This window comes from Mycobacterium sp. 852013-50091_SCH5140682 (assembly GCF_001665685.1).
GTDB lineage: Bacteria > Actinomycetota > Actinomycetes > Mycobacteriales > Mycobacteriaceae > Mycobacterium.
The window spans coordinates 37,625-58,142 of the sequence record NZ_LZTB01000062.1 but is presented as its reverse complement, the minus strand read 5'-3'; the positions used below and the strand labels follow the sequence as shown (position 1 = coordinate 58,142).

Annotated in this window: 23 protein-coding genes; 10 read left to right on the top strand and 13 right to left on the bottom strand. The window is 66.5% G+C overall.

Annotated features, from left to right (window positions below):
• Window positions 1-176 precede the first annotated feature (176 nt).
• The 4 genes from dapB to A5784_RS19070 all read left to right on the top strand — a co-directional run bounded on the left by dapB (window position 177) and on the right by A5784_RS19070 (window position 2,401).
• Window positions 177-914, top strand: a complete 738-nt coding sequence (gene dapB, locus A5784_RS19085) for a 4-hydroxy-tetrahydrodipicolinate reductase (RefSeq protein ID WP_064946473.1) — start codon at window positions 177-179, stop codon at window positions 912-914.
• On the top strand, window positions 911-1,375 hold the full coding sequence (locus A5784_RS19080; RefSeq protein ID WP_064946466.1) for a hypothetical protein: 465 nt from the start codon (window positions 911-913) through the stop codon (window positions 1,373-1,375). Before dapB ends, A5784_RS19080 begins: the two co-directional genes overlap by 4 nt.
• A 2-nt stretch (window positions 1,376-1,377) precedes the next feature.
• On the top strand, window positions 1,378-1,833 hold the full coding sequence (locus A5784_RS19075) for a flavodoxin family protein (RefSeq protein WP_064946465.1): 456 nt from the start codon (window positions 1,378-1,380) through the stop codon (window positions 1,831-1,833).
• 103 nt (window positions 1,834-1,936) lie between these two features.
• Window positions 1,937-2,401 (top strand): hypothetical protein, encoded by a 465-nt coding sequence (locus A5784_RS19070; RefSeq protein WP_064946464.1) that lies wholly within the window; start codon window positions 1,937-1,939, stop codon window positions 2,399-2,401.
• Here the strand turns inward: A5784_RS19070 and A5784_RS19065 are convergent.
• Both A5784_RS19065 and A5784_RS19060 read right to left on the bottom strand, forming a co-directional pair.
• Entirely contained in the window at window positions 2,395-3,315 is a 921-nt protein-coding gene (locus tag A5784_RS19065; protein WP_064946463.1) for an HpcH/HpaI aldolase/citrate lyase family protein, read from the bottom strand. The two genes, A5784_RS19070 and A5784_RS19065, sit on opposite strands and share 7 nt — an antisense overlap.
• 42 nt (window positions 3,316-3,357) lie before the next feature.
• The gene (locus A5784_RS19060) at window positions 3,358-4,095 is read right to left on the bottom strand and encodes a dienelactone hydrolase family protein (protein ID WP_064946462.1); all 738 of its coding nucleotides are present in this window, start codon (window positions 4,093-4,095) and stop codon (window positions 3,358-3,360) included.
• Between the two features lie 42 nt (window positions 4,096-4,137).
• Here A5784_RS19060 and A5784_RS19055 point away from each other — a divergent pair, with 42 nt between their 5' ends.
• Entirely contained in the window at window positions 4,138-4,938 is an 801-nt protein-coding gene (locus tag A5784_RS19055; protein ID WP_064946461.1) for a thymidylate synthase, read from the top strand.
• Between the two features lie 25 nt (window positions 4,939-4,963).
• Entirely contained in the window at window positions 4,964-5,458 is a 495-nt protein-coding gene (locus tag A5784_RS19050) for a dihydrofolate reductase (RefSeq protein ID WP_064946472.1), read from the top strand.
• Here the strand turns inward: A5784_RS19050 and A5784_RS19045 are convergent.
• A complete protein-coding gene (locus A5784_RS19045) occupies window positions 5,437-6,771 on the bottom strand; it encodes a DUF4303 domain-containing protein (protein WP_197514796.1) in 1,335 nt (444 codons plus the stop codon). The two genes, A5784_RS19050 and A5784_RS19045, sit on opposite strands and share 22 nt — an antisense overlap.
• Between A5784_RS19045 and A5784_RS19040 the strand changes: the two genes are divergently transcribed.
• Window positions 6,758-7,960 carry a winged helix-turn-helix domain-containing protein gene (locus A5784_RS19040; RefSeq protein ID WP_064946471.1) on the top strand — a complete coding sequence of 401 codons (1,203 nt, stop codon included), beginning with the start codon at window positions 6,758-6,760 and terminating at the stop codon, window positions 7,958-7,960. The two genes, A5784_RS19045 and A5784_RS19040, sit on opposite strands and share 14 nt — an antisense overlap.
• A 73-nt stretch (window positions 7,961-8,033) precedes the next feature.
• Here the strand turns inward: A5784_RS19040 and A5784_RS19035 are convergent, their stop codons facing one another.
• Window positions 8,034-9,437, bottom strand: coding sequence for an APC family permease (locus tag A5784_RS19035; RefSeq protein WP_064946459.1), 1,404 nt, complete (start codon window positions 9,435-9,437; stop codon window positions 8,034-8,036).
• A 28-nt stretch (window positions 9,438-9,465) separates the two neighbouring features.
• Window positions 9,466-10,383, bottom strand: a complete 918-nt coding sequence (locus A5784_RS19030) for a proline iminopeptidase-family hydrolase (RefSeq protein ID WP_232006132.1) — start codon at window positions 10,381-10,383, stop codon at window positions 9,466-9,468.
• 103 nt (window positions 10,384-10,486) lie between these two features.
• On the opposite strand from A5784_RS19030, the gene A5784_RS19025 reads away from it, so the two are divergent.
• A complete protein-coding gene (locus A5784_RS19025; RefSeq protein WP_064946457.1) occupies window positions 10,487-11,254 on the top strand; it encodes a FadR/GntR family transcriptional regulator in 768 nt (255 codons plus the stop codon).
• Here the strand turns inward: A5784_RS19025 and A5784_RS19020 are convergent.
• From A5784_RS19020 to A5784_RS18985, 8 genes are all read right to left on the bottom strand, one after another.
• Window positions 11,251-12,324 (bottom strand): zinc-binding dehydrogenase, encoded by a 1,074-nt coding sequence (locus A5784_RS19020; RefSeq protein WP_064946456.1) that lies wholly within the window; start codon window positions 12,322-12,324, stop codon window positions 11,251-11,253. The two genes, A5784_RS19025 and A5784_RS19020, sit on opposite strands and share 4 nt — an antisense overlap.
• A complete protein-coding gene (locus A5784_RS19015) occupies window positions 12,324-13,583 on the bottom strand; it encodes a sulfotransferase family protein (protein ID WP_064946455.1) in 1,260 nt (419 codons plus the stop codon). The genes A5784_RS19020 and A5784_RS19015 overlap by 1 nt, the downstream gene beginning before the upstream one ends.
• Complete coding sequence (locus A5784_RS19010) at window positions 13,580-14,656, bottom strand: DUF1214 domain-containing protein (RefSeq protein WP_064946454.1); 1,077 nt, start codon at window positions 14,654-14,656, stop codon at window positions 13,580-13,582. The genes A5784_RS19015 and A5784_RS19010 overlap by 4 nt, the downstream gene beginning before the upstream one ends.
• On the bottom strand, window positions 14,653-15,207 hold the full coding sequence (locus A5784_RS19005) for a TetR/AcrR family transcriptional regulator (RefSeq protein ID WP_064946453.1): 555 nt from the start codon (window positions 15,205-15,207) through the stop codon (window positions 14,653-14,655). The genes A5784_RS19010 and A5784_RS19005 overlap by 4 nt, the downstream gene beginning before the upstream one ends.
• A gap of 181 nt (window positions 15,208-15,388) precedes the next feature.
• Window positions 15,389-15,670, bottom strand: coding sequence for a hypothetical protein (locus tag A5784_RS19000; protein ID WP_064946452.1), 282 nt, complete (start codon window positions 15,668-15,670; stop codon window positions 15,389-15,391).
• A 236-nt stretch (window positions 15,671-15,906) separates the two neighbouring features.
• Window positions 15,907-16,776, bottom strand: coding sequence for a DMT family transporter (locus A5784_RS18995; protein WP_064946451.1), 870 nt, complete (start codon window positions 16,774-16,776; stop codon window positions 15,907-15,909).
• 58 nt (window positions 16,777-16,834) lie between these two features.
• Window positions 16,835-17,410, bottom strand: coding sequence for an acyl-CoA-like ligand-binding transcription factor (locus A5784_RS18990; protein WP_064946450.1), 576 nt, complete (start codon window positions 17,408-17,410; stop codon window positions 16,835-16,837).
• Window positions 17,407-18,720: an FAD-dependent monooxygenase gene (locus A5784_RS18985; RefSeq protein ID WP_064946449.1), complete on the bottom strand. Its 1,314-nt coding sequence runs from the start codon at window positions 18,718-18,720 to the stop codon at window positions 17,407-17,409. The genes A5784_RS18990 and A5784_RS18985 overlap by 4 nt, the downstream gene beginning before the upstream one ends.
• A gap of 111 nt (window positions 18,721-18,831) precedes the next feature.
• Between A5784_RS18985 and thyX the strand changes: the two genes are divergently transcribed.
• Together thyX and dapA are read left to right on the top strand one after the other, a co-directional pair.
• A complete protein-coding gene (gene thyX / locus A5784_RS18980; protein ID WP_064946448.1) occupies window positions 18,832-19,584 on the top strand; it encodes an FAD-dependent thymidylate synthase in 753 nt (250 codons plus the stop codon).
• 23 nt (window positions 19,585-19,607) lie between these two features.
• A complete protein-coding gene (dapA, locus tag A5784_RS18975) occupies window positions 19,608-20,510 on the top strand; it encodes a 4-hydroxy-tetrahydrodipicolinate synthase (protein WP_064946447.1) in 903 nt (300 codons plus the stop codon).
• The last annotated feature ends 8 nt before the right edge of the window (window positions 20,511-20,518 follow it).

The window sequence follows — 20,518 nt, the reverse complement described above, 5'->3', positions numbered from 1 at the left end:
CGCGCGTAACGCGTCGAGTGTGGCGGCGACCTCCGACTCCATACCCGAACACTAGTTCGACCCACCGACAAGAAACCACACTTCGTGACCCATGAGACCAATGAGGTAACAGTGCCCGAAGTTGTTTGATGACCAGCGCGAATGCGACCGAGGTGGCGGGCAGTAGGCTGCAACCCATGCGTGTTGGAGTTCTGGGTGCAAAGGGAAAAGTCGGCGCGGCCATGGTGTTGGGCGTGGAGCGCGCCGAGGACCTGACGTTCTCGGTGGGCGTAGACGCCGGCGATTCACTGAGTCTGTTCACTGATTCCGATACCGATGTGGTCATCGACTTCACTCATCCCGATGTGGTGATGGACAATCTGAAGTTCTTGATCGACAACGGGATTCACGCCGTCGTCGGCACCACCGGCTTCACTGCCGAGCGAGTGGCGCAGGTTCAGGCCTGGCTCGAGGAAAAACCCGGGGTCGCGGTGCTCATCGCACCGAACTTCGCGATCGGCGCAGTCCTGTGCATGCAGTTCGCCAAGCAGGCCGCGAAGTTCTTCGATTCGGTCGAGGTCATCGAGTTGCATCATCCGCACAAGGCCGACGCTCCGTCGGGAACCGCGGCGCGCACCGCCGAACTCATCGCCGAGGCGCGGAAAGGGTTGCCGCCCAACCCCGATGCCACCAGCACCGGTCTTGAGGGCGCACGAGGTGCCGACGTCAACGGCATCCCGGTGCACTCGGTGCGGCTCGCCGGTCTCGTCGCCCATCAGGAGGTGCTGTTCGGGACCGCGGGGGAGACGCTGACCATCCGGCACGACAGCCTCGACCGGGCATCGTTCGTCCCCGGAGTGCTGTTGGCGGTACGCAACGTGCAGCAGCGGCCCGGGCTGACCATCGGCATTGAGCCACTCCTCGACCTCTCGTGACCGACGGCGCGCGGTCGCTGCGCATCCAATTGCTGATCGGCTTCATGTGCCTGGCGCTGGTCGTCTACTTCCTCATGCTGGGCCGCACTGCCGTGGTGTTCATCGGGTCGGGTAAGCCCGCGGCCATCGGACTCGGCGTTGCCCTGCTGGTCTTTCCCCTGATCGGTGTGTGGGTCCTCGTCAGCACACTGCGTGCGGGCTTCGCGCATCAGCGTCTGGCTCGGCTCGCTCGGGAGCAGGGCATGGAGCTCGACGTGACCGACCTTCCGCACCGCCCGTCGGGTCGGGTCGAGCGGGACGCGGCCGATGCGCTGTTCGTCACCGTCAAACGCGAATTGGAAGCCGACCCCGACAGCTGGGTGCGCTGGTACCGGCTGGCCCGCGCCTATGACTATGCGGGCGACCGCAGCCGGGCCCGCGAGACGATGCGCACCGCCGTCCGGATGCAGGAGAGTCGGTGACCATGGCAACGCTGCTCATCGTCCACCACACGCCATCGCCGTACTGCCAGGCGATGTTCGAGGCGGTGGTCTCCGGTGCCACCGACCCCGAGATCGAGGGAGTCGACGTGGTGCGTCGTCCCGCCCTTACGGTCTCGCCGGCCGACATGCTGGCTGCCGACGGCTACCTGCTCGGTTCCCCGGCCAACCTCGGCTACATGAGCGGGGCACTCAAGCACGCGTTCGACGTCTGCTACTACCCGTGTCTCGATTCCACCAAGGGCAGACCGTTCGGCCTGTACCTGCATGGCAACGAGGGCACCGAGGGTGCCGAGCGCGCGATCGACTCCATCACGACGGGCCTCGGCTGGGTCAGGGCCGCCGAACACGTTGTGGTCTCGGGTAAGCCGAGCAAGGCCGATCTCGAGGCGTGCTGGAATCTCGGTGCGACCGTCGCCGCCGGGTTGATGTCGGACTGAACAAGCGACGCCCGCCGCATTATTGACGGCTCGGCAGCCCGCCCGGTACCGCCGCATGGTCGGGACGTTACGGTAGCCGCCGACACCGAACAGAGAGGAAGCCATGCCGGGTATCGCCGAACTGGCCCTGGGAGCCGCGCCGATCGCCGGTGGCGCAATGCTCGGCGTGATCGCCGGCAACCTGAAGCCGCCGGACGTCCGTGGACTGATCATCAAGGACATGGATCTGCTCGATCGGCTCCCGGAAGAGGACGTCGAATTGCGCACGCGCCTCAAGGCGAGCATCGATCAGCGAATCGGCGAACTCATCACGGCAGGAGAACGCAGCCGGGAGCTTCGCGACGCGGCCATGTCCTACCGCGGAAACTGGCGTGACATCGTCGTATTCGTCTGCGCCGTACTGTTCACGATCATCTGGTGGAACGTCAGTCACAGCCGGTCGAACTGGCTCACGATGTTCATCGCGATGATCATCGTCTCCGTGGCCGCCGGTATCTACGCCGGCCGCGGCGTGCTCCGCGCGATGCGCACGTTCGTCCACCGCAACGACGACGCGCAGCCTCAGTAGTGGAAGGTGTCCGACGGAGCGGGCACGTGATCGGGGTCGTCGCCGAACTCGGACTCATGGATGCCGTAGGCCTTCGCCAGGTCGAGGATCTTGTTGGCCCGGGCGATGCGGGGCAGGTCTGAGCCGTTGCGGATCTCCCCGCCGTCACGCTGAAACTCGGCAAAAAACTCTCTTGCCCAACTGATCTCGTCCTGTGACGGGGACAGGCCCTCGTTGACTGTCGGGCACTGGTCCGGGGTCAGGCAGATCTTGCCGGTCATCCCGAACTCAGCCGACACCGCGGTGGCCTCCGACAATCGCAACGCGCTGGAACCCACCGTGGGCCCGTCGATCGCGCTCGGCAGGTGAGCAGCCTTGGCCGCGATGGTGAAGCGGGACCGCGCGTACGCCAGCGTCGCCGGGTTGTCGCCGAATCCGGTGTCGCGGCGGAAATCGCCGATGCCGAAGGCAAGCCGGAACGTGCCCTTGGTCGCGGCGATCTCGGTGATGCGTTCCAGTCCGCGTGCGGTCTCCACGAGCGCGACGATCGGCACGTTCGGAAGCCGCTTGGCGGTTTCGGTGATGTGGTCGACGGACTCCACCATGGCGAGCATGATCCCGCCGACCGAGGTCCCGGACAGCATCTCCAGGTCGTCGGCCCACCACCGGGTGCCGAACCCGTTGATCCGCACCCAGTCGGTGTTGTCGTCGCCGAGCCAGCGGATTACGTTGTCGCGGGCGGCGTCCTTGTCTTTCGGCGCGACCGCGTCCTCGATGTCGAGCACGACGATGTCGGCGCGAGAGCGCGCAGCCGGTGCGAAGCGCTCGTACTGCGCGCCGTTGACCAGCAGCCAGCTGCGGGCGAGTACCGGGTCGATGCGGAAGCCGGGGGCGGCGTTGGGATCCGGTTCACTGATGCTGGTCTGGTCGTACACGCCTCAATCGTCGCTTACGGGGTGAGGACGCGACGCGGCGGGTCAGCCGAGGCGCGAGCCGAAGAAGCTCTCCATGGCTTCCCAGTGCTGTTCGTCGGCGGCTTTGTCGTAGGGGGCGTTATCGGGTACGGCGAATCCATGTGCGGCTGGGTAGGTTTCGATGATGTGCTCGACGCCTGCGGCCGACAGCGCTTTGTCCAGGGTTTCCGCCTGCTCGGCGGTGAACGACGAATCGTTCTCGGCGCCGCCGACGTAGACCGCTGCCTGGATCTTGTCGGCCAGCAGATGCGGGCTGCCCGGGTCGTCGCTGGCCAACCCGCCGCCGTGGAATGACATGGCCGCCGCGACCCGATCCGGCACCCGGCCTGCGACGACGAGGGACGTGCGCCCACCCATGCAATACCCGGTGGTGCCGAATTTCGCGTCGGTCACCTCGGGCCTGCTCGCCAGATAGTCGAAGAACGCCGTCGCGTCGGCAGCCATGACGTCCGGGGTCACTTTCCGCATCATCGCGAACAGCCTGTTGCGTTCGCCCTCGTCCCCGAACACGGTCGCCATCTCGAACGGCTTCCAACCCGGGTCGCGGTAGTACACGTCCGGCACCAACACGGCGAAGCCGTAGCCGGCCAGCTTCGCGGCCATGTCGTCGAACGTCGCCCGCGCGCCGCCGGCGTCGGGGTACATGACCACGCCGGGCCACGGACCGTGGCCGTCCGGGGTCGCGAGGGTCACGGCACAGGTGCCGTCGGGCGTGGTGACGGTGTCCTTGATCGTCGGCATGGCTTCCGTTCTACCCCTATCCGCTGCCCGTAAGCTGAGGGTGTGCCTATCGCGACGCCGTACGAGGATCTGCTGCGGCTGGTGCTGCAGACCGGAACGCCGAAGTCCGACCGCACCGGCACCGGAACCCGCAGCCTGTTCGGCCACCAGATGCGCTACGACCTCGCCCGGGGTTTCCCGCTGATCACCACCAAGAAGGTGCACACCAAATCCGTGGTCTACGAGTTGCTGTGGTTTCTGCGCGGTGACTCGAACGTGCGGTGGCTACAGGATCACGGGGTCACCATCTGGGATGAATGGGCTTCCGCGACAGGGGATTTGGGCCCGGTCTACGGCGTGCAGTGGCGGTCCTGGCCCACGCCGTCGGGCGAGCACATCGATCAGATCAGCAACTCCTTGGAGCTGCTCAAGCGTGATCCGGACTCCCGGCGCAACATCGTCTCGGCATGGAACGTCGGCGAGATTCCGCAGATGGCGCTGCCGCCCTGCCACGCATTTTTTCAGTTCTACGTCGCCGACGGCAAGTTGTCGTGCCAGCTGTACCAGCGCAGCGCGGACCTCTTCCTCGGGGTGCCGTTCAACATCGCCAGTTATGCCCTGCTGACGCACATGATGGCGGCGCAGGCCGGTCTCGATGTCGGTGAGTTCGTGTGGACCGGCGGGGACTGCCACATCTACGACAACCACGTCGAACAGGTCACGCTGCAGCTGAGTCGCGATCCCCGGCCGTACCCGGAACTTGTTCTGGCGCCGCGTGATTCGATCTTCGACTACACCTACGAAGATGTCGCGATCCTGAACTACGACCCGCACCCGGCCATCAAAGCCCCCGTCGCGGTATGAGGTCTGCTTGCAGGACCGCGCCGTGATGGGCGGTCTCGGACTGATCTGGGCGCAGTCGACATCGGGCGTCATCGGCCGCGACAACGGGATCCCGTGGCGGCTGCCTGAAGACCAGGCCCGCTTCAAAGAGCTGACCTTAGGCCAGGCCGTGGTGATGGGTCGGCTGACCTGGGAATCGCTGCCGGCGAAGGTGCGCCCGCTGCCCGGCAGGCGCAATGTCGTGATCACCCGCGATGCGGGATACGTCGCCGAAGGAGCCGACGTGGTGACGGAGTTGCCGGAGCATATCGAGGGCTGGGTGATCGGCGGCGCTCAGATCTATGCGATGACGCTGCCGTTCGCCGACCGCTGTGAGGTCACCGAGGTCGACGTCGACTTGGCGCCCGCCGACGGCGATGCGCTGGCGCCTTCGCTCGACGATGCGTGGCGGCAGAGCACCGGCGAATGGCTGACCAGCGCGTCGGGCCTGCGCTACCGGTATTGCAGCTACCGCCGCGATCAGCGGCCCTCGACGACGTAACCGGCCAGCCGCCGCACGTCCGCATCGGGATCGCTGGTGGCCAGCTCGGACATCCGGGCCCGCAGCGCGTCGATATCGCGGGCATCGAGGTCACCCGGACCCAGTGGACCGATCAGCTCACCGACGGTGACGACAGCGTGCCGCCGGATCACCGGCTCAGGATGGTCGAGGCCGGGTCTCACACCGGGAAGGTCGGCAGCGTCGAGCGTGCAGTACCCCCGTCCCAGCTGCAGCTCCTCGGCCACGATCTCGGCGACTGCCGGATCAGAGAGCCCGGCCGCCAGCAGCGCGTAGTCCAGCGGCGGGTGACTGCCTGCATGGTCGCGAAACGAGCGATATGGCGCGGCCACCGCCGCCGCCCTACTGTCGGCAGGCACGTCGCGTCGCGCCAGGACTTGCAGGCCCGCACCAAGGCGTCCGAGCGCCGTGGCCACCCAGTCGTGGGCGTTGTCACGCAGTGGGAGCGCGGCCCACAGTGCGGCCATGACCTCAGGCGTCGCGATATTCAGATCAGCGAGGAGTTTGGCACCCGTCCAAGCAGTCTCGTGGTGTCCGAGCGCCGCGATGGCGACCGGTAACGCGGCGGTACCGGACTCCTGCAGCAGGCTCAGGGCGCATTCCCGGCCCAACAGTTGCCCGAGCTCGTCCCGACCGCGCCGCGGTGTCAGCCCCGCCGCCGCGGCAAGCAGAGTTACGCGTTGCTCCGTCGGCATGGCCAGCACGGCCCGTTCGGCTTCCGCGCAGGCGACGTACTCGGGAAAATGCCGCCTCAGCTCGTCGGCCGTGAGCGAGCGCACCAGCAGATCGGCGTCCTCGTCGTCGAGGTAGACCACGACGTTGTGCGGCAGCGTCCCGTCGGCCACCAGCTCGGTACGCACGCTCGCCGCAATATGCAGCATCGCCTGGGCGAACCGGTCCCACTGCTGCTCCCACCGTGCGCGGGGCAGGCCCGACACCGCCGTGCTGAGCCGCTCGCCCCACCGGGCATCGGTCTCGCCCCACTCGTAGTCCTGGTACTTCCAGTCCGGTGGACTGAATCGGCAGTCCGGTTCCGGAACCGATTCCTCGGTGGCGACTGCGAGATTGGGCAGGTAGATCACCCCCGTCAGCTCCGCGTAGAACTCGCTGAACGCCACGGCGTACGGCTGTTCCGGTGCCGCCGAGGCGACCAGTGCGCGTACTGCCGCGGTGGCTGCCCGGGTCAATTCGGTCTCGAACGCATCCCAGTCGAACACCACGTCGACCAGTATCTCCAACGTGGGCAGCCGACTTGTCGGTGGCTTGAGGAACGATGGCGGGGTGGCCTCCCTCACTACGGCGCAGGCTCGCCGCATCGCCGTCGCGGCGCAGGGTTTTCATGAACCGAAACCCCGCGGTGCTGTCGCGCGTGCGCACCTGCGTCGCTTGATCTCCCGGATCCAGGTACTGCAGTTGGACTCGGTGTCGGTCGCGGTCCGGGCCCACTACGCGCCGGTGTTCAGCCGGCTCGGGCCCTACGACCGCGATCTACTCGACCGGGCCGCCTGGTCGCATACCGCGCGCGCACCACGGCTGCTGGTGGAGTACTGGGCGCACGAGGCAGCGTTGATGGCGGTCGAGGACTGGCCGCTGCTGCGCTGGCGGATGCGCGAGTACACCCACGGCCGGTGGGGTACCGAGATCGTCCGGAAGAACCCCAAACTCGCCGAGGACATCGTCGCGGCGGTCTCCGAGTTGGGTCCGTCGACGGCGGGGCAGATCGAAGCCCACCTGGAAGCCGAGCCACGTGGACGCAAAGGACCATGGTGGGGGCGCAGTGACACCAAGTGGGTGGCCGAGGCCCTGTTCGCCTCAGGGGTGTTCACGACGGCGACGCGTGTGGGATTCGCCCGGCACTACGACCTCACCGAGAACGTGCTGCCACCCGAGGTGGTGTCCCGTGAGGTCGGTGACGACGAGGCACTTCGCGAGCTGACGCTGCGTGCGGCGACCGCGCTCGGAGTCGGCACCGAGGCTGATATCCGGGATTACTTCCGGCTTGGTGCAAAACAGGTGAAACCGGCCATCGCCAAGCTGGTCGCCGACGGCGAGTTGGAGCCCGTCGATGTGGACGGCGTGCCGGCCTTCCTGCGGTCGGGACAGTCCGTGCCGCGGCGGGATCGGGGCACCGCGCTGCTGTGTCCGTTCGATCCGCTGATCTTCTTCCGGCCCCGCGTCGAGCGGCTGTTCGACTTCCACTACCGCATCGAGATCTACACCCCGGCGCCCAAGCGTCAATTCGGTTACTACGTATGGCCTTTCCTGCTCGATGGGCAATTGGTGGGCCGGGTCGACCTCAAACGGACCGACGGTGCCCTGCATGTCGTCGGCGCGTTCACCGAAGACGGCCAGGACCGTTCTCGGGTGGCGCCCGCGTTGGCGGGGGAGTTGCGGACGATGGCCGCGTGGCTCGGCGTGAACGACGTGACAGTCGGGCGAAACGGGGATCTTGCCGCTGAACTGGGCCGGAGCCTGCACCGATAATCGAGAGATGTCGATCAGGGGATTGTCCGCGGCGCTCGGCGTGGCATCCGGTATGCAGGTGCTGGCGCGCTAGCTACTCGGCGAGATCGGGTACGCCGCGTCCGCGAATCATGTTGGTGGCGAATATGATTCCACCGATGATCAGCCACACGATGCCGCCGATCTTCGCCAGCGCGTCGGCATTGATCAACACGTAGCCGATGATCAGGAATCCGACAGCCGGCACTACCAGGTGCAGCAGATAGTTCTTCGACTTCTTGCGCACCAGGTAGTACCAAGCCACCGAGATGTGCAGCAGACAGAACCCGAATAGCGCGCCGAAGTTCACCAGGGACGAGATCAAGCCGATCTGGCCGACGAAGAACAGGACCAGCACCAGGCTGAGCGCGCTGACCACGAGGATCGCCGCGATCGGCACCTTGCGTGAACTGATGGTCGACAAGAATGCCGGCAGTTGCCGGTCGCGGCTCATCGAGAACAGCAGGCGGCTGGTGGCGGCCTGGGCGGCCATCGCGTTGGCGAACCCGACTGCCAGCACGTTCACCACGAAGAACGCATTCATCCAGCCAGTGCTGGAGGCGGCCTTTACCAGGAGGAAGAACGCATTGCCCACCTCGTCGTCACCGAACGACGCACGACCACCTGCCAGCAGGCTGGCCAGCCAGGTCTGGATGATGAACAGGAACGCCACCACGAAAAGCGCGACGATCATCGCCCGGCCGGCAGGGTTCTTCTTACCCGTGGACTCCTCGGCCAATGTCGAAATGCCGTCGAAACCAAGGAAGCTCAGGACGGCGATCGACAGTGCGGCGGCGATCAGCGGCGCGCTGACAACGTCGGGATTCCAGATCGGGGTGGTGCTCCAACCGATATCGGGCAGGGTCTGGCCGTTGATGGCGCGCACCGCGATGATCACGAACAGCACGACGAACACCAGCTCGACGGCCAGGAACATTCGGTTGACGATCTTGAGGGATCCCACGCCGAGCAGATTGATAACCGTGTTGACGACTACGAACACGATCGCCCAGACCCAGCGCGGCGTCCCGGGGAACAGGCCGACCATCGACTCGGCGGCGAAGACATACAGGAGAGTGGGGATCAGGAGGTAATCCAGCAGGATCGCCCAGCCTGCGAAGAATCCCAGCCCGGGGTGGATGCCGCGGCCCACATAAGCGAAGACCGACCCGGCCAGTGGAAACGACTTGGCCATCTGCGAATACGCGAGCGCGGTGAACACCATGGCGATCAGGCCGATCAGGTAGACCAGCGGCACCATGCCCGAGGCGCTGTTGTAGACGGTGCCGAAGATCGTCCACGGCGCGATGGGAACCATGAACACCAGCCCGTAGACGATCAGATCGACCGTCGACACCGAGCGGTTGAGTTCCTGCTTGTAGCCGAATGATTCGAGAGTGCGTTGACCCTCACCGGTGGTGAGGTGGCTGGTGTTGGCCGCGTCGGTGTCAGTTGCCATAGAAGTCCTGTCGTGTGGGGAGTGGGTGTCAGACCCGGGCGGCGGTGGCCAGATCGTACTGGTGCAGGAAGTCTGCGATGACGGCGCGGAACTCTTCGGGTTTTTCCAGGTGCGTGCAGTGGCTGCTGTCGGGGAACACATGTGCCCGGACATCGGCGATGTTGTCCACGTAGGGCTGCCAGGTGGCCGGGGTCGCTTCGTCGAATTCGCCGGCCACTACGAGCACCGGTGCGGTGATCGCGGGCAGCCGATCGATGATGCTCCAGTCGCGCAAGGTGCCGATCACGTGAAATTCGTTGGGGCCGTTCATGGTGTAGTACACCGTGGGGTCGGCCAACATCTGGGCCTCGCTGTCGGCGAAGTCCTTGGGCATGGGCGTCACCCGGCACACGTGCCGTCGGTAGAACTCTTGTGCGGCTGCCAGATACGTCGGGTCCTCGACGGTTCCGTCGGCTTCATGACGGCGCATGGCAGCGAGCATGTCGGGCGGGAGTTGCGCCCGGAGTTCGGCCGCGCCGTCGAGCCACAGCTGCATCGACGCGGGCGAATTGCAGATGGACAGCGAGGCCAGGCCGCCCGGTTCTCGCACCGCGATCTCGGCGCCCAGCATGCCGCCCCACGACTGTCCCAACACGTGATAGCGGTCGATGCCCAAAGCTGTCCGTACTGCGTGGAACTCGTCGACGAACAGATCCGGCGTCCAGAAATCGGTGGGGGCGTCGGGGAGGTGGGTGCTGTTGCCGCAACCGAGTTGGTCGTAGTGGATGACGGTGCGCCCGCTCTCGTCGGCCAGTGCGGCGAGGTTGGCGACGTAGTTGTGTGCCATGCCCGGTCCGCCGTGCAGGACGAACAAGGGCAGGGCGTCGGGGCGGGGGGTTTCAGGCGTCGTGACCTGGACCCAGGTCTCGTGTCCGCGGAACGGGACGGTGCGGGTGGTACATGGCATGGAGGCCAGCATGGGCCATTAATGGTCTCGCTGCAAGACCATTAATGGGGTTTTAACAATTGCTGCCGATACTGTGGGGGCGGTGCGGGAGAGGGGAGACGCGATGACGCAGCCAGCCGGAGCCGGGGTGCCTGGTTTGCTGGAGAGCGAGCTCGAATCGCCCTCGCGGATCGATGAGATCACCGATCGGCTCGTCACCGCGATCGCGCTCGGTGAGTACCTGCCCGGTGCGCGACTGCCTGCAGAGCGAGAGTTGGCCGCCGCCCTCAAGGTCGGGCGCATGACAGTGCGCGCGGCGTTGGCCAGGCTTGTGGACCGTGGCTTGGTCGAAACCCGACGAGGCCGCGGCGGCGGGTCTTACGTACTGCAGCAGTGGCCGGAATCGTCGACCGAGTCGGTGTGCCGGACGCTGACCATGCGTCTTGACGAGCTCCGGGATCGTTGCGACGCGATCTGCCGGCTGCACGGGGCCATCTGCCGGGCCGCGGCCGAATCTCGGTCGGACCGCGACGTCGTGGTGCTGCGCGAACGGCTCGAGGCATATCGGTGCGCCGAGAGCGGATTATCAGCCCAACAGGCCGACAGCGCATTGCACCTGGCGATCATCGATGCTGCCCACAACGACGTCCTCAAGCAGGTGCTGCTGGACCTTGAAGCGTCGGTGAGCATCGGTGCGCCCGCGCACCTTTGGGGCGAGCCCGTGACCATGCGTCAGATGGAGACGCGGGCTTTGGCCGAGCATGAACAGTTGATCGATGCGATCGCCGACGGTCGCGGCGACGACGCGGACGCGCTCGCCCGCGCCCACGTCGCCATCGACTTCGAACTGATCTCCGCTGCGATGCGCCGAGCCGGGGTGCTCAGCGACTAATCGTGCGCGCCGGTGCTCACCACCAAGCGCCCGGTGGTCTCCCGCGCGGCCATCCGCCGAAGTGCTTGCGGCAGTTGATCCCAGGCCACGTTGTCGCCCACCACGGTCTGTAGCTGGCCGGTACGCATCAGCTCGAGAATCTTGACGTGGGCGTCGAGGCCCTCGGAGCGGGCCGGCCAGTTGAACCCGAGCGTGCGGCGGACGGCCAGCGGATCGGTCACGTAGACCAGGCACACCCCGCACACGTCGAAATTGCCGTAGGCGATCGGGCGCGGCGAGATGTAGTCCCCGTCCTCCAGGGCGATGTCCTCGGCGAACCCGGCCATCAGGTGCCGCCCGTTGAAGCCCATGCAGCGGAACGTATCTGTCGTGACGCTGCCGCCCACGGCGTCGAACGCGACGTCCACGCCGCGGCCGTAGGTGAGATCCATGACCTCGTCCACCCAGCCGCTGTTGCGATAGTTGACGGCATGGTCGGCGCCCAGCTTGCGGCAGAACTCCAGCATCTTGTCGCTGCCCGCAGTGGCGATCACTCTGGCACCCAACGCCTTTCCGAGTACCAGCGCGCCCGAGCCGGTGCCGCCCGCGGCGGCGTGCACCAGCAGCGTCTCACCCGGCTGCAGGCGGCCGCGTTCGCGCAGTGCGAACCAGCCCAGGTGAAACGGGTAATGCAGAGCGGCGCCGTCGACGTCGCTGACCCACTCCGGCAGATCGAGCACGGTCGCCGCGTCGACGATGGCGTAGGACGCGTAGCCGCCGAAGGCCATCACCGGAATCCCCACCACTCGTCGGCCGACCAGGTGCTCGGCGCCCAGGCCCGCGCTTTCGACGATGCCGACGGCTTCCATACCGGGCACGAAGGGCGGCTGCAGGGGCAGCGTGGTGTAGCGGCCCTTGATGATGTCGATGTCGTTGAAGTTCAGGCAGAATGCCCGGACCGCGACCCGGACCTCGTTGGGGCCCGGGGCCCGCACCTCCACCGTCTGCCGCTCCAACACCTCGGTGGGCTCACCGAGCGCGGTGGCCACCCAGGCGTCCGCCGAGATGGGCTGTGGTGCAGTGTGATTCATCAGTCCTCCGGGGTGGTGAGAAAACGGGCGCGGTAGTTGCGGAATCTCTCGGCGACGGCCGCGGTGTCGAGGTGCAGGTCTGCGGGGTCGTAGATGACACCGCCATAGCGCCCGCGGGGGTGTTCGGTGAGGAAGTCGGTCATCGCGGCACGGACGTCGTCGTCGAACGGTTGGTCGGCGACGCGATAGATGTCGCGTAGCGTGCCTTGCTCGTCGGACATGAAGTCGTCGAATCGCACGTCGATGGCTTGCCCGGCAGGAAGCTTGTCGCGATCGCGAATACAGCCGGTCAGCAGATCGTCGATGCGGTCCAGCCAGTATCCGGTCAACTTGCCCACATCCGGCCGCTCGACCGCCATGCGCGTCGCATAGCAGATCATCGTCATCATCGATAGCGTCACCTCAACCGGGTCGCGGTGCGTCACAATGAAAGTCGCGTCGGGAAAAGTCGCGGCCAGGGTCGGGAACTGTTCCAGGTGCTGCGGTGACTTGAGCACCCACCGGGTTCCGCCCCGCAACCACTGCATGGCCTGCAGGCTGCGCTTGACGTAGCGGTACGACGCCGCCTGATCGTGCGCCTTGTAGTGGGCGGCGAAACTCGGTACGTAGTACATGGTTTCCCAGAGCATGCCCGAGATGTCATTGGCCAGCAGCTGGATCTCCTCGTGGGCGTGCTCGACGGTCATGTCGTGCATGCGGCGAAACTCCGGCATCGAAGAGTTGATCAACTCCAGGCCGGCAGCGCAGCGATCCCGCCGCGGTCCCGGCGCCTCTTCACCGGCGGCGGGCACCGGCTCGAGGCTCTCCCAGTACGGCAGATGCCGAAGAGCCGGGTCCGCCGCGAGCAGATTGTGCAGATGGGTGGTGCCGGTGCGGGGGAGGCCGCAGATGACGATCGGCCGCTGGATCTCGATGCTCTCGATCTCGGGGTGCTCGGCGATCAGGGCTTCCAACCGTAACCGGTTGACCAGGTTGCCCACCAACTGCTCGAACGTGATCGCCACGCCGGCGTCGGACAGGTCTGCTTCGTCGCGCAGCGCCGTACAGAGCACGTCGAGACGTTCCCGGAACGCTGGGTCACCGAAATCGCTCATCCCGGACCGCTCTGTTGCGGTGGCGAGCAGAGTTGCCGGGTTCAGGTCGAGATTCTCGCCGTAGGCGGCCAGCCCGTCGCGGATGGGTTGGGCTGCAGGCGGATACACCGGATGGGTCAGGTCGTCGAAGCGGATCGGCGCCGGACGCTGTACGCCCGTGGTCACAGCGCGGCCACCTCGGCCACATCGACGATGCGGCACTGCGGGTGAGCCGGCGTCTCCTCGGGCAGGAACCACCTCAGCCAGATCAGGCCCTTGGCCCGGCCGGCCGTGGAGACCCAGTTCGGGTGGCCCGGGTCTTTCTCACTGATGACGATCCGCCAGGAGCCGTCGAGTTCATAGTCGACGTGCGCGCCGTTGATGGTGACTCGCTCGTGGGTGTAGTCGTAGGTGTGCAGGAACGGATTCCACAGACAGAGGTTCCAGAACACGCAGTCCGGTGACGTGCCCTCGATGATCAGCGCCTGATCCGGCTCGAGCTCGTAGGCGCCCATCGAGTATGCCGCGTCGGCGGCCGACCAGCCGTACGCGTTCTGCGGCACCGGGAACGGTGGGTGCAGTTGGTTGGCGGGTTCGACCTTGGTCGGCAGGAAGGAAACCTGTTCGTGCAGCCAGTTTTTGGCGTAGCGGAAGCGGCGGGCCAGTTCAGCGGCGCTGTCCGTGCGCCGGGCAGGCGGGTCGAGCGACTCGATCCGCCACACCGGTCGGCGCCCGGTGCTCGGATCGTTGAGATAGTCGCGCGTCAAGGCGAATTCGGTGTCCGGGTCGAGTTTGAGCCATGCGCCCGGGTGCGGATCGGGGCTCATGATGAACTCGAAGTTGCCGTTCGCGTCGAACTCCAGGCCACGATCGTTCATGGTGCCCACGATCCGATCGCTGTAGCGGCCTTCACCTGGCCCGCCGTAGACGGTCATCGACAGATACACCGCGTCGCCGCGGTTGCCGGTGACCCGGTAGGTGCGGGCCGGATCCAGCGGGGCGAGTTGGTAGTAGGCGTCCGAATTGTCGCCGCCCCATTTGAGATACGGGCTGATGACGTCGACGAGGATGGGCTTGTCGCGGTCACCCCACACGTAGGCGTCGACGCCGACCCGCAGCAGGCTGAACGGCAGGCGGTACCCGTCGAGCAGGTCGGCCTCGCTCAGCGGAGGGTCGGCGGCGAGCAGTTTCTGCTCGATGCCGCGCACCTCGTCGAGCAGGGCGTTGAACGCCTCGGACAGTTCTTTCCGGTCGGTCATGCGGTGCCCTTCTTTGGTGGTGGGGTATGTCCTGCCCCTTGGATGAGCAAGGAACACAGTCGATCTGAGGTTTTCTGGGCGTCGTTGTCCGGTTCCATGTGAGCGGTATAGAACGCCGTGCCGATCAAGGTCTGGTAGACCATGTCGACGTCGACATCGGGGCGGATCCGGCCCTGCGTCACGCCGCTTTCGAGTAGCGCGCGGAACGCGCCACGGGTCCGTTCGTCGAGCAGCTGCTGGGTGCGGATGTGCAGCTCGGGGTCGCGGCGTCGTTCGGTGAGGATGCCCAGCGCGGCAGCTTCGACCACGGGATCGCCCCAGAACGTGAGCACCGCGTAGGTGAAGGCCCGCAGATCGGTCTCGAAATCGCCGGACACCGAAAGTAATTCGCCGTCTGGCGGCTGGCCGAACGCGGCGTCGAAGGCCAGGTGGGCCTTCGACGGCCAGCGTCGATAGATGGTGGGCCGGCTGACACCGGCCTCGCGGGCGACCGCCTCGATCGAGAGCTGGTCATAGCCGTCGCGCGCCAGCAGTCGACGGGTGGCGCTCATGATGTCGTGCTGGGTTCGCGGATCACGTGGCCGACCTGGGCCTGTGGTCTCGGGTGCGGACACGTGATTAAAGTTACGATACGTAACGTAATGTGACAAGGGTCATGACGAACCTCATCCGAGATCGACGAAAAGGTTGCTGCTCGCGTGGATCAGCAACCGTTTCGTTGAATTGGACGACTCAGATCATGCTCAGCGCCTCGAGGTGAACCGCCGTCGATGCGAACTCGTCGGCAGGAGTGGTGCGCTGGTGCCACTTGCCGTCCTGCCGCTTCTCCGTCTGGACGATCCGGCCGTCGACGTTGAACGTGATCTCCAGCTCGAGTGGTTCTCCGGCTCCCTCCGAGCGCCGTTGTTCCCATACGATGGTGCGCCAGTCGCCATTCGGGCCACTGTCGAAGATCAGTTCCCAGTCGCGCTCATTGGCGCGCTCGCACACCAGATCCATGACGTGATAGCTCATTTGGTTCCTCTCGGTCGATGCCAGTGCTCGATGGCGTCAAGCCTCGCGCATCGACAACCCGGAGTCTGTCCGCCGATCGGACGGCTTCGGGATGAACTGGGTGTCCACCGATCGGCTCGTTCGTGATCGACTGATGAATAGGTCAGCGTGTCCTGGACATGGCTTTCGCTGCCCGGCCCAGACAACTCACCTGGGAAGTCGTCAAAAGTTTTGACGATCCGCGCAAAGTGTTGCGGTCATGACGCCGTCGCCCGCTCATACTCCGCCGCACCGAAAACGGCGACCGCGACGGCGCCGATGATGGCTGCCGCGAAGGCCAGCGCGACGAGCCAGCCGTAGCCAGGGCGTGCAGAGTCGCCGAGCAGGACCACACCCACGATGCCCGGGACCACGGTCTCGCCCACCACGAGTGCGGCGGCGACACCGTTGACCGAACCGACCTGCAGCGCCACGGTGAACAGGTAGAAGCCGCCGAGGCCGGCGACGATCACCGCCCACAACGCGGGGTCGATCAGCAGCACCCGGAGCTGGAACGGCTCCAGGCCGTGGACCACGCGCACCGCGACGGCCATTGCGCCATACAGCACCCCGGCGATCAGACCCGCGGGCACCGCCGCTTTACGGCCGAGCGACCGGACCAGGACTGCGCCCGCCGCGAGGATGACAGCGGACACCACGAGCACGCCCCAGTGCATGGCGACACCGGGATCGCCTTCGCCCAGCCGGCCGGCGGTTGCGCCCAAGATGCACAGGGCCACAAGCACAATGGTGATGGCGGTCCAGTCACGTCGGTGCAGCCTCACGTGCAGCACAAAGATACTGAGGATCGCGGTGACCACCAGATTGGCGCTGATGATGGTTTGAGACAAGAACAGTGGGATCAGCCGGGCCGAGACCAGGCTGCCCACGAAACCCAGCAGATCAAGAGCCATCCCCGCGATGAAGATCGGCGCGAGCATGGCCGTGATCGTCGAGCGCAGAGTGGGTCCGCCCTCCGGGGTGGCCGCATGGCCTGACCCTGAGCCGTTCGCGGCATAAGACTGCAGGACAGACGCAGTCCCATAACCCACGCAGGCCAGCAATGCTGCCGCGACACCGATCAGCACGATCGGCGGTCTTGCTCGGCGAACTCGGCTCCAGGCATCCGCCAATTGTAGGAAGGTGTCACACGCCTGCCGCCACCGCGGCAAACGCCCCGTCGACCAAGCCGATCAGATCGCGATCCTCGTCGTGGGCCCAGGCCGTCAATGCGGGTGCCACCGCGGCGAGAGCTGCGGAGGCCTGCACGACGCAGGACAAATCGGGTTCGGGCAGGCCCGCGCGGCGAGCCAGGGCCCGGGCGAACAGCTCACGGGTCTCGTCCTGCGCGATGACATTTCGAGCGCGCAGCGCCGGATTGTCCAGGATGAGCCGCGTGCGGATCAGCAGCGCGTCGTGGTCGGTGGCCAGGACATTCTCCAAGCCTGCGCGCAGCGCGTGATGGATCGCCGTGATGGGCGGCAGCTGCGCCGGCTGCTCGGCGATGAGCTGCTCGATCATCGGGTCGTACTCGTCGTACTCGACGACCTCCTCCTTGCGGGGGAAGTAGCGGAAGAAAGTCATGTGGGACACCCCGGAGGCGGCCGCGATCTCCTCGACCGTGGTTGCGTCATAACCCTTTTCGACGAAGAGCCGCAGCGCGTGTTCTTGGATGGACTGCCGGGTGGCAGCCTTTTTGCGCGTCCGCCAATCGACACTCATGCCGAGCGTTCCAGCGCCGGGCGCCCCAGGGCGGTGTCCAGCCAGCTGTGCAGGCTCTCGGGCGTCGAGCCCTTCCACGCGAGATGGCTGTCGGGGCGCACAAGCATCGAGTCGCCCGACCCCCGTAGCGCCACCACGTCGCCGAGGCGGTCGCGCGCGACGGCGGCCAGAGCGTCTGACCCGATCACCGCCCACTGCGGTCCAAGGGCCTCATACAACCGCGTCGCCGCACCGTCGGTGCGCAGCAGATCGCGATCGGACACGCGGTCACCGGGCTGCAGCCCGGGAAGCCAGCGTTGGACGAGCGAGCCGCAGCGGTAGGACACCTGGAGCTGGGAGGCCTTGTCCGTGATGCGACGCTGCATCCACGGATTGTTCAGCATGGGAATCGCGAGCTTGAAGGTCAGGTTCTCGGCATCGCCGACGCCGGTGTTCATGCCCTGCCCGCCGAGCGGGCTGTGAATGTGGGCGGCGTCTCCGGCCAGCAGCACGCGGCCGTGCCGATAGGTGTCGACGAGGCGGCGCTGGATGCGGAACACCGAGGTCCACACAACCGAGCTGATGCTGCCGCCGGTGTCCTCGGCAAGCCTGCTGCCGAGATAGCCGACGATCTCGTCCGGGCCGGGGTTCTGCGGCAGGTCTTCCGGCGCGGGGGCCATCACACGCCACAGATCGGCGCCGGGCAGCGGAAACGCCGCGAGCAGTTTCCTGCCGCGCAGCCACGAGGTGGCGCCTTCGCGGCTGTAGCCGAGCTCGGCGTGAACATCGGCCAGAAGGAACCGCTCGATGAGCGGTACGCCGGGGAAGCCGATGCCCATCGCTTTCCGGATCGCGCTGTGTGCGCCGTCGGCGCCGACCACCCAACCAGTGCTGATCTGCTCGCCACCCGCCGTCACTGTCACGCCATCCGCAGCTGCCCTCACGTCGGTGACCGGCGTGCCCCATTCGACCGATCCGCCGAGCTCCGACAGTCGCTCCCGGAGATTGCCCTCGATATCGGCCTGCGAGATCAGCAGGGCAGCGGGACCGTGCAGCCGCGTCGGCTGCCCTACCGGGAAGCTCGCCAGTGGCCGTCCGTCGACGTTGACGTCGACCCGCCGCACGGGCAGCCCGCGCTGCGGTAGATCGCCGAGAGCACCCAGCCGGTCGAGCACCTCGACGCCGCGCGGCTGCAGGCCGAGCGCCCGCGACGTGACCGCGGGGCCGTCGGCCTTGTCGAGCACCCGGACACTCACACCGGCCGACCGCAGGCCGCACGCCAGCGCCAACCCGGTCGGGCCCGCGCCCACCACCACGACCTCTGGATCCATGACCCCTCCTTGGTGTTAGTCAGTAACATGTTAGTCACTAACATCTTGGGGAGGCAACGCCCGAATCGCGGACTCACGAGCGCGGCAAGGTGGCGACAGTAGGGTGATCGCGTGGCCGAAACCGCCCCGCTGCGCGTGCAACTGATCGCCAAGACCGAGTTCCTGGCACCCCCAGACGTGCCGTGGCAGACCGAAGCCGAGGGCGGGCAGGCGCTCACCGAGTTCGCCGGCCGGGCCTGCTATCAGAGCTGGTCGAAACCCAACCCGAAGACCGCTACCAACGAGGCCTACATCGGGCACATCATCGACGTCGGTCACTTTTCGGTGCTGGAGCACGCGTCGGTGTCCTTCTACATCACGGGCATCTCCCGGTCGTGCACCCACGAATTGGTCCGCCACCGGCACTTCTCCTACTCGCAACTCTCGCAGCGATACGTGCCCGAACACGACGCGGAGGTGGTGATCCCGCCCGGGCTGGAGGACGACCCGGAGCTGATGGACATCTTCACCGCGGCCGCCGACGCCAGCCGGGCCGCCTACACCGAGCTGCTGAACCGGCTGGAGGCCAAGTTCGCCGACCAGCCCAATGCGGTCCTGCGTCGCAAGCAGGCCAGGCAGGCCGCGCGCGCGGTGCTGCCCAACGCCACCGAAACCCGCATCGTGGTCACCGGCAACTACCGGGCCTGGCGGCATTTCATCGCGATGCGGGCCAGCGAGCACGCCGATGTGGAGATCCGCCGACTGGCCATCGCCTGCCTGCGCGAACTCGTCGATGTGGCGCCCGCGGTGTTCGCCGATTTCGAGATCTCGATGCTCGCGGACGGCACGGAGGTGGCAACCTCCCCGCTTGCGACAGAAGCGTGAAAGCGAGCGGGTAATCTTGGCGCGTGAGCACCAGCGGAATTGACGTTACCGCCCAGATGGGCACCTTGCTGACCGCAATGGTGACGCCGTTCAAGCCCGACGGCTCGGTCGACTTCGATATCGCAACCAAGCTGGCCACGCACCTGGTCGACGCCGGTTGCGACGGTCTGGTGCTGTCGGGCACCACCGGCGAGTCGCCGACGACCACCGACGACGAGAAGCTGGCGCTGTTGCGTGCCGTGCTCGACGCGGTGGGCGACCGGGCCCGCATCATCGCGGGGGCCGGCAGCTATGACACCGCGCACACCGTACGACTGGCCAAGGCCAGCGCCGAGGCGGGCGCGCACGGACTGCTCGTCGTCACGCCGTATTACTCGCGGCCGTCTCAGGCAGGGCTGCTCGCACACTTCACCGCGGTCGCCGATGCCACCGATGTGCCGATCCTGCTCTACGACATTCCACCGCGGTCGTCGATTCCGATCGAGTGGGACACCATCCGCAAGCTCGCCGAACACCCGAACATCGTCGGCGTCAAGGACGCCAAGGGTGACCTGGCCGGCGGGGCGCAGATCATCGCCGAGACGGGCCTGGCGTACTACTCGGGCGACGACTCGCTCAACCTCCCGTGGCTGGCGATGGGTGCAGTCGGCTTCGTCAGCGTCTGGGGGCATCTGGCTGCCGGACAGTTGCGGCATATGTTGTCCGCGTTCAATTCCGGTGACGTCGCCACCGCCCGCAAGATCAATGTCTCACTGGGTCCGCTGGCCGCCGCGCAGTCCCGGCTGGGAGGCGTGACGATGTCGAAGGCGGGTTTGCGGTTGCAGGGCATCGACTGTGGTGAACCGCGGCTGCCGCAGATCCCGGCCACGCCGGACGAGATCGAGGCGCTGGCCGCCGATATGCGCGCCGCAGCGGTGCTCAGGTAGGGCGGGCC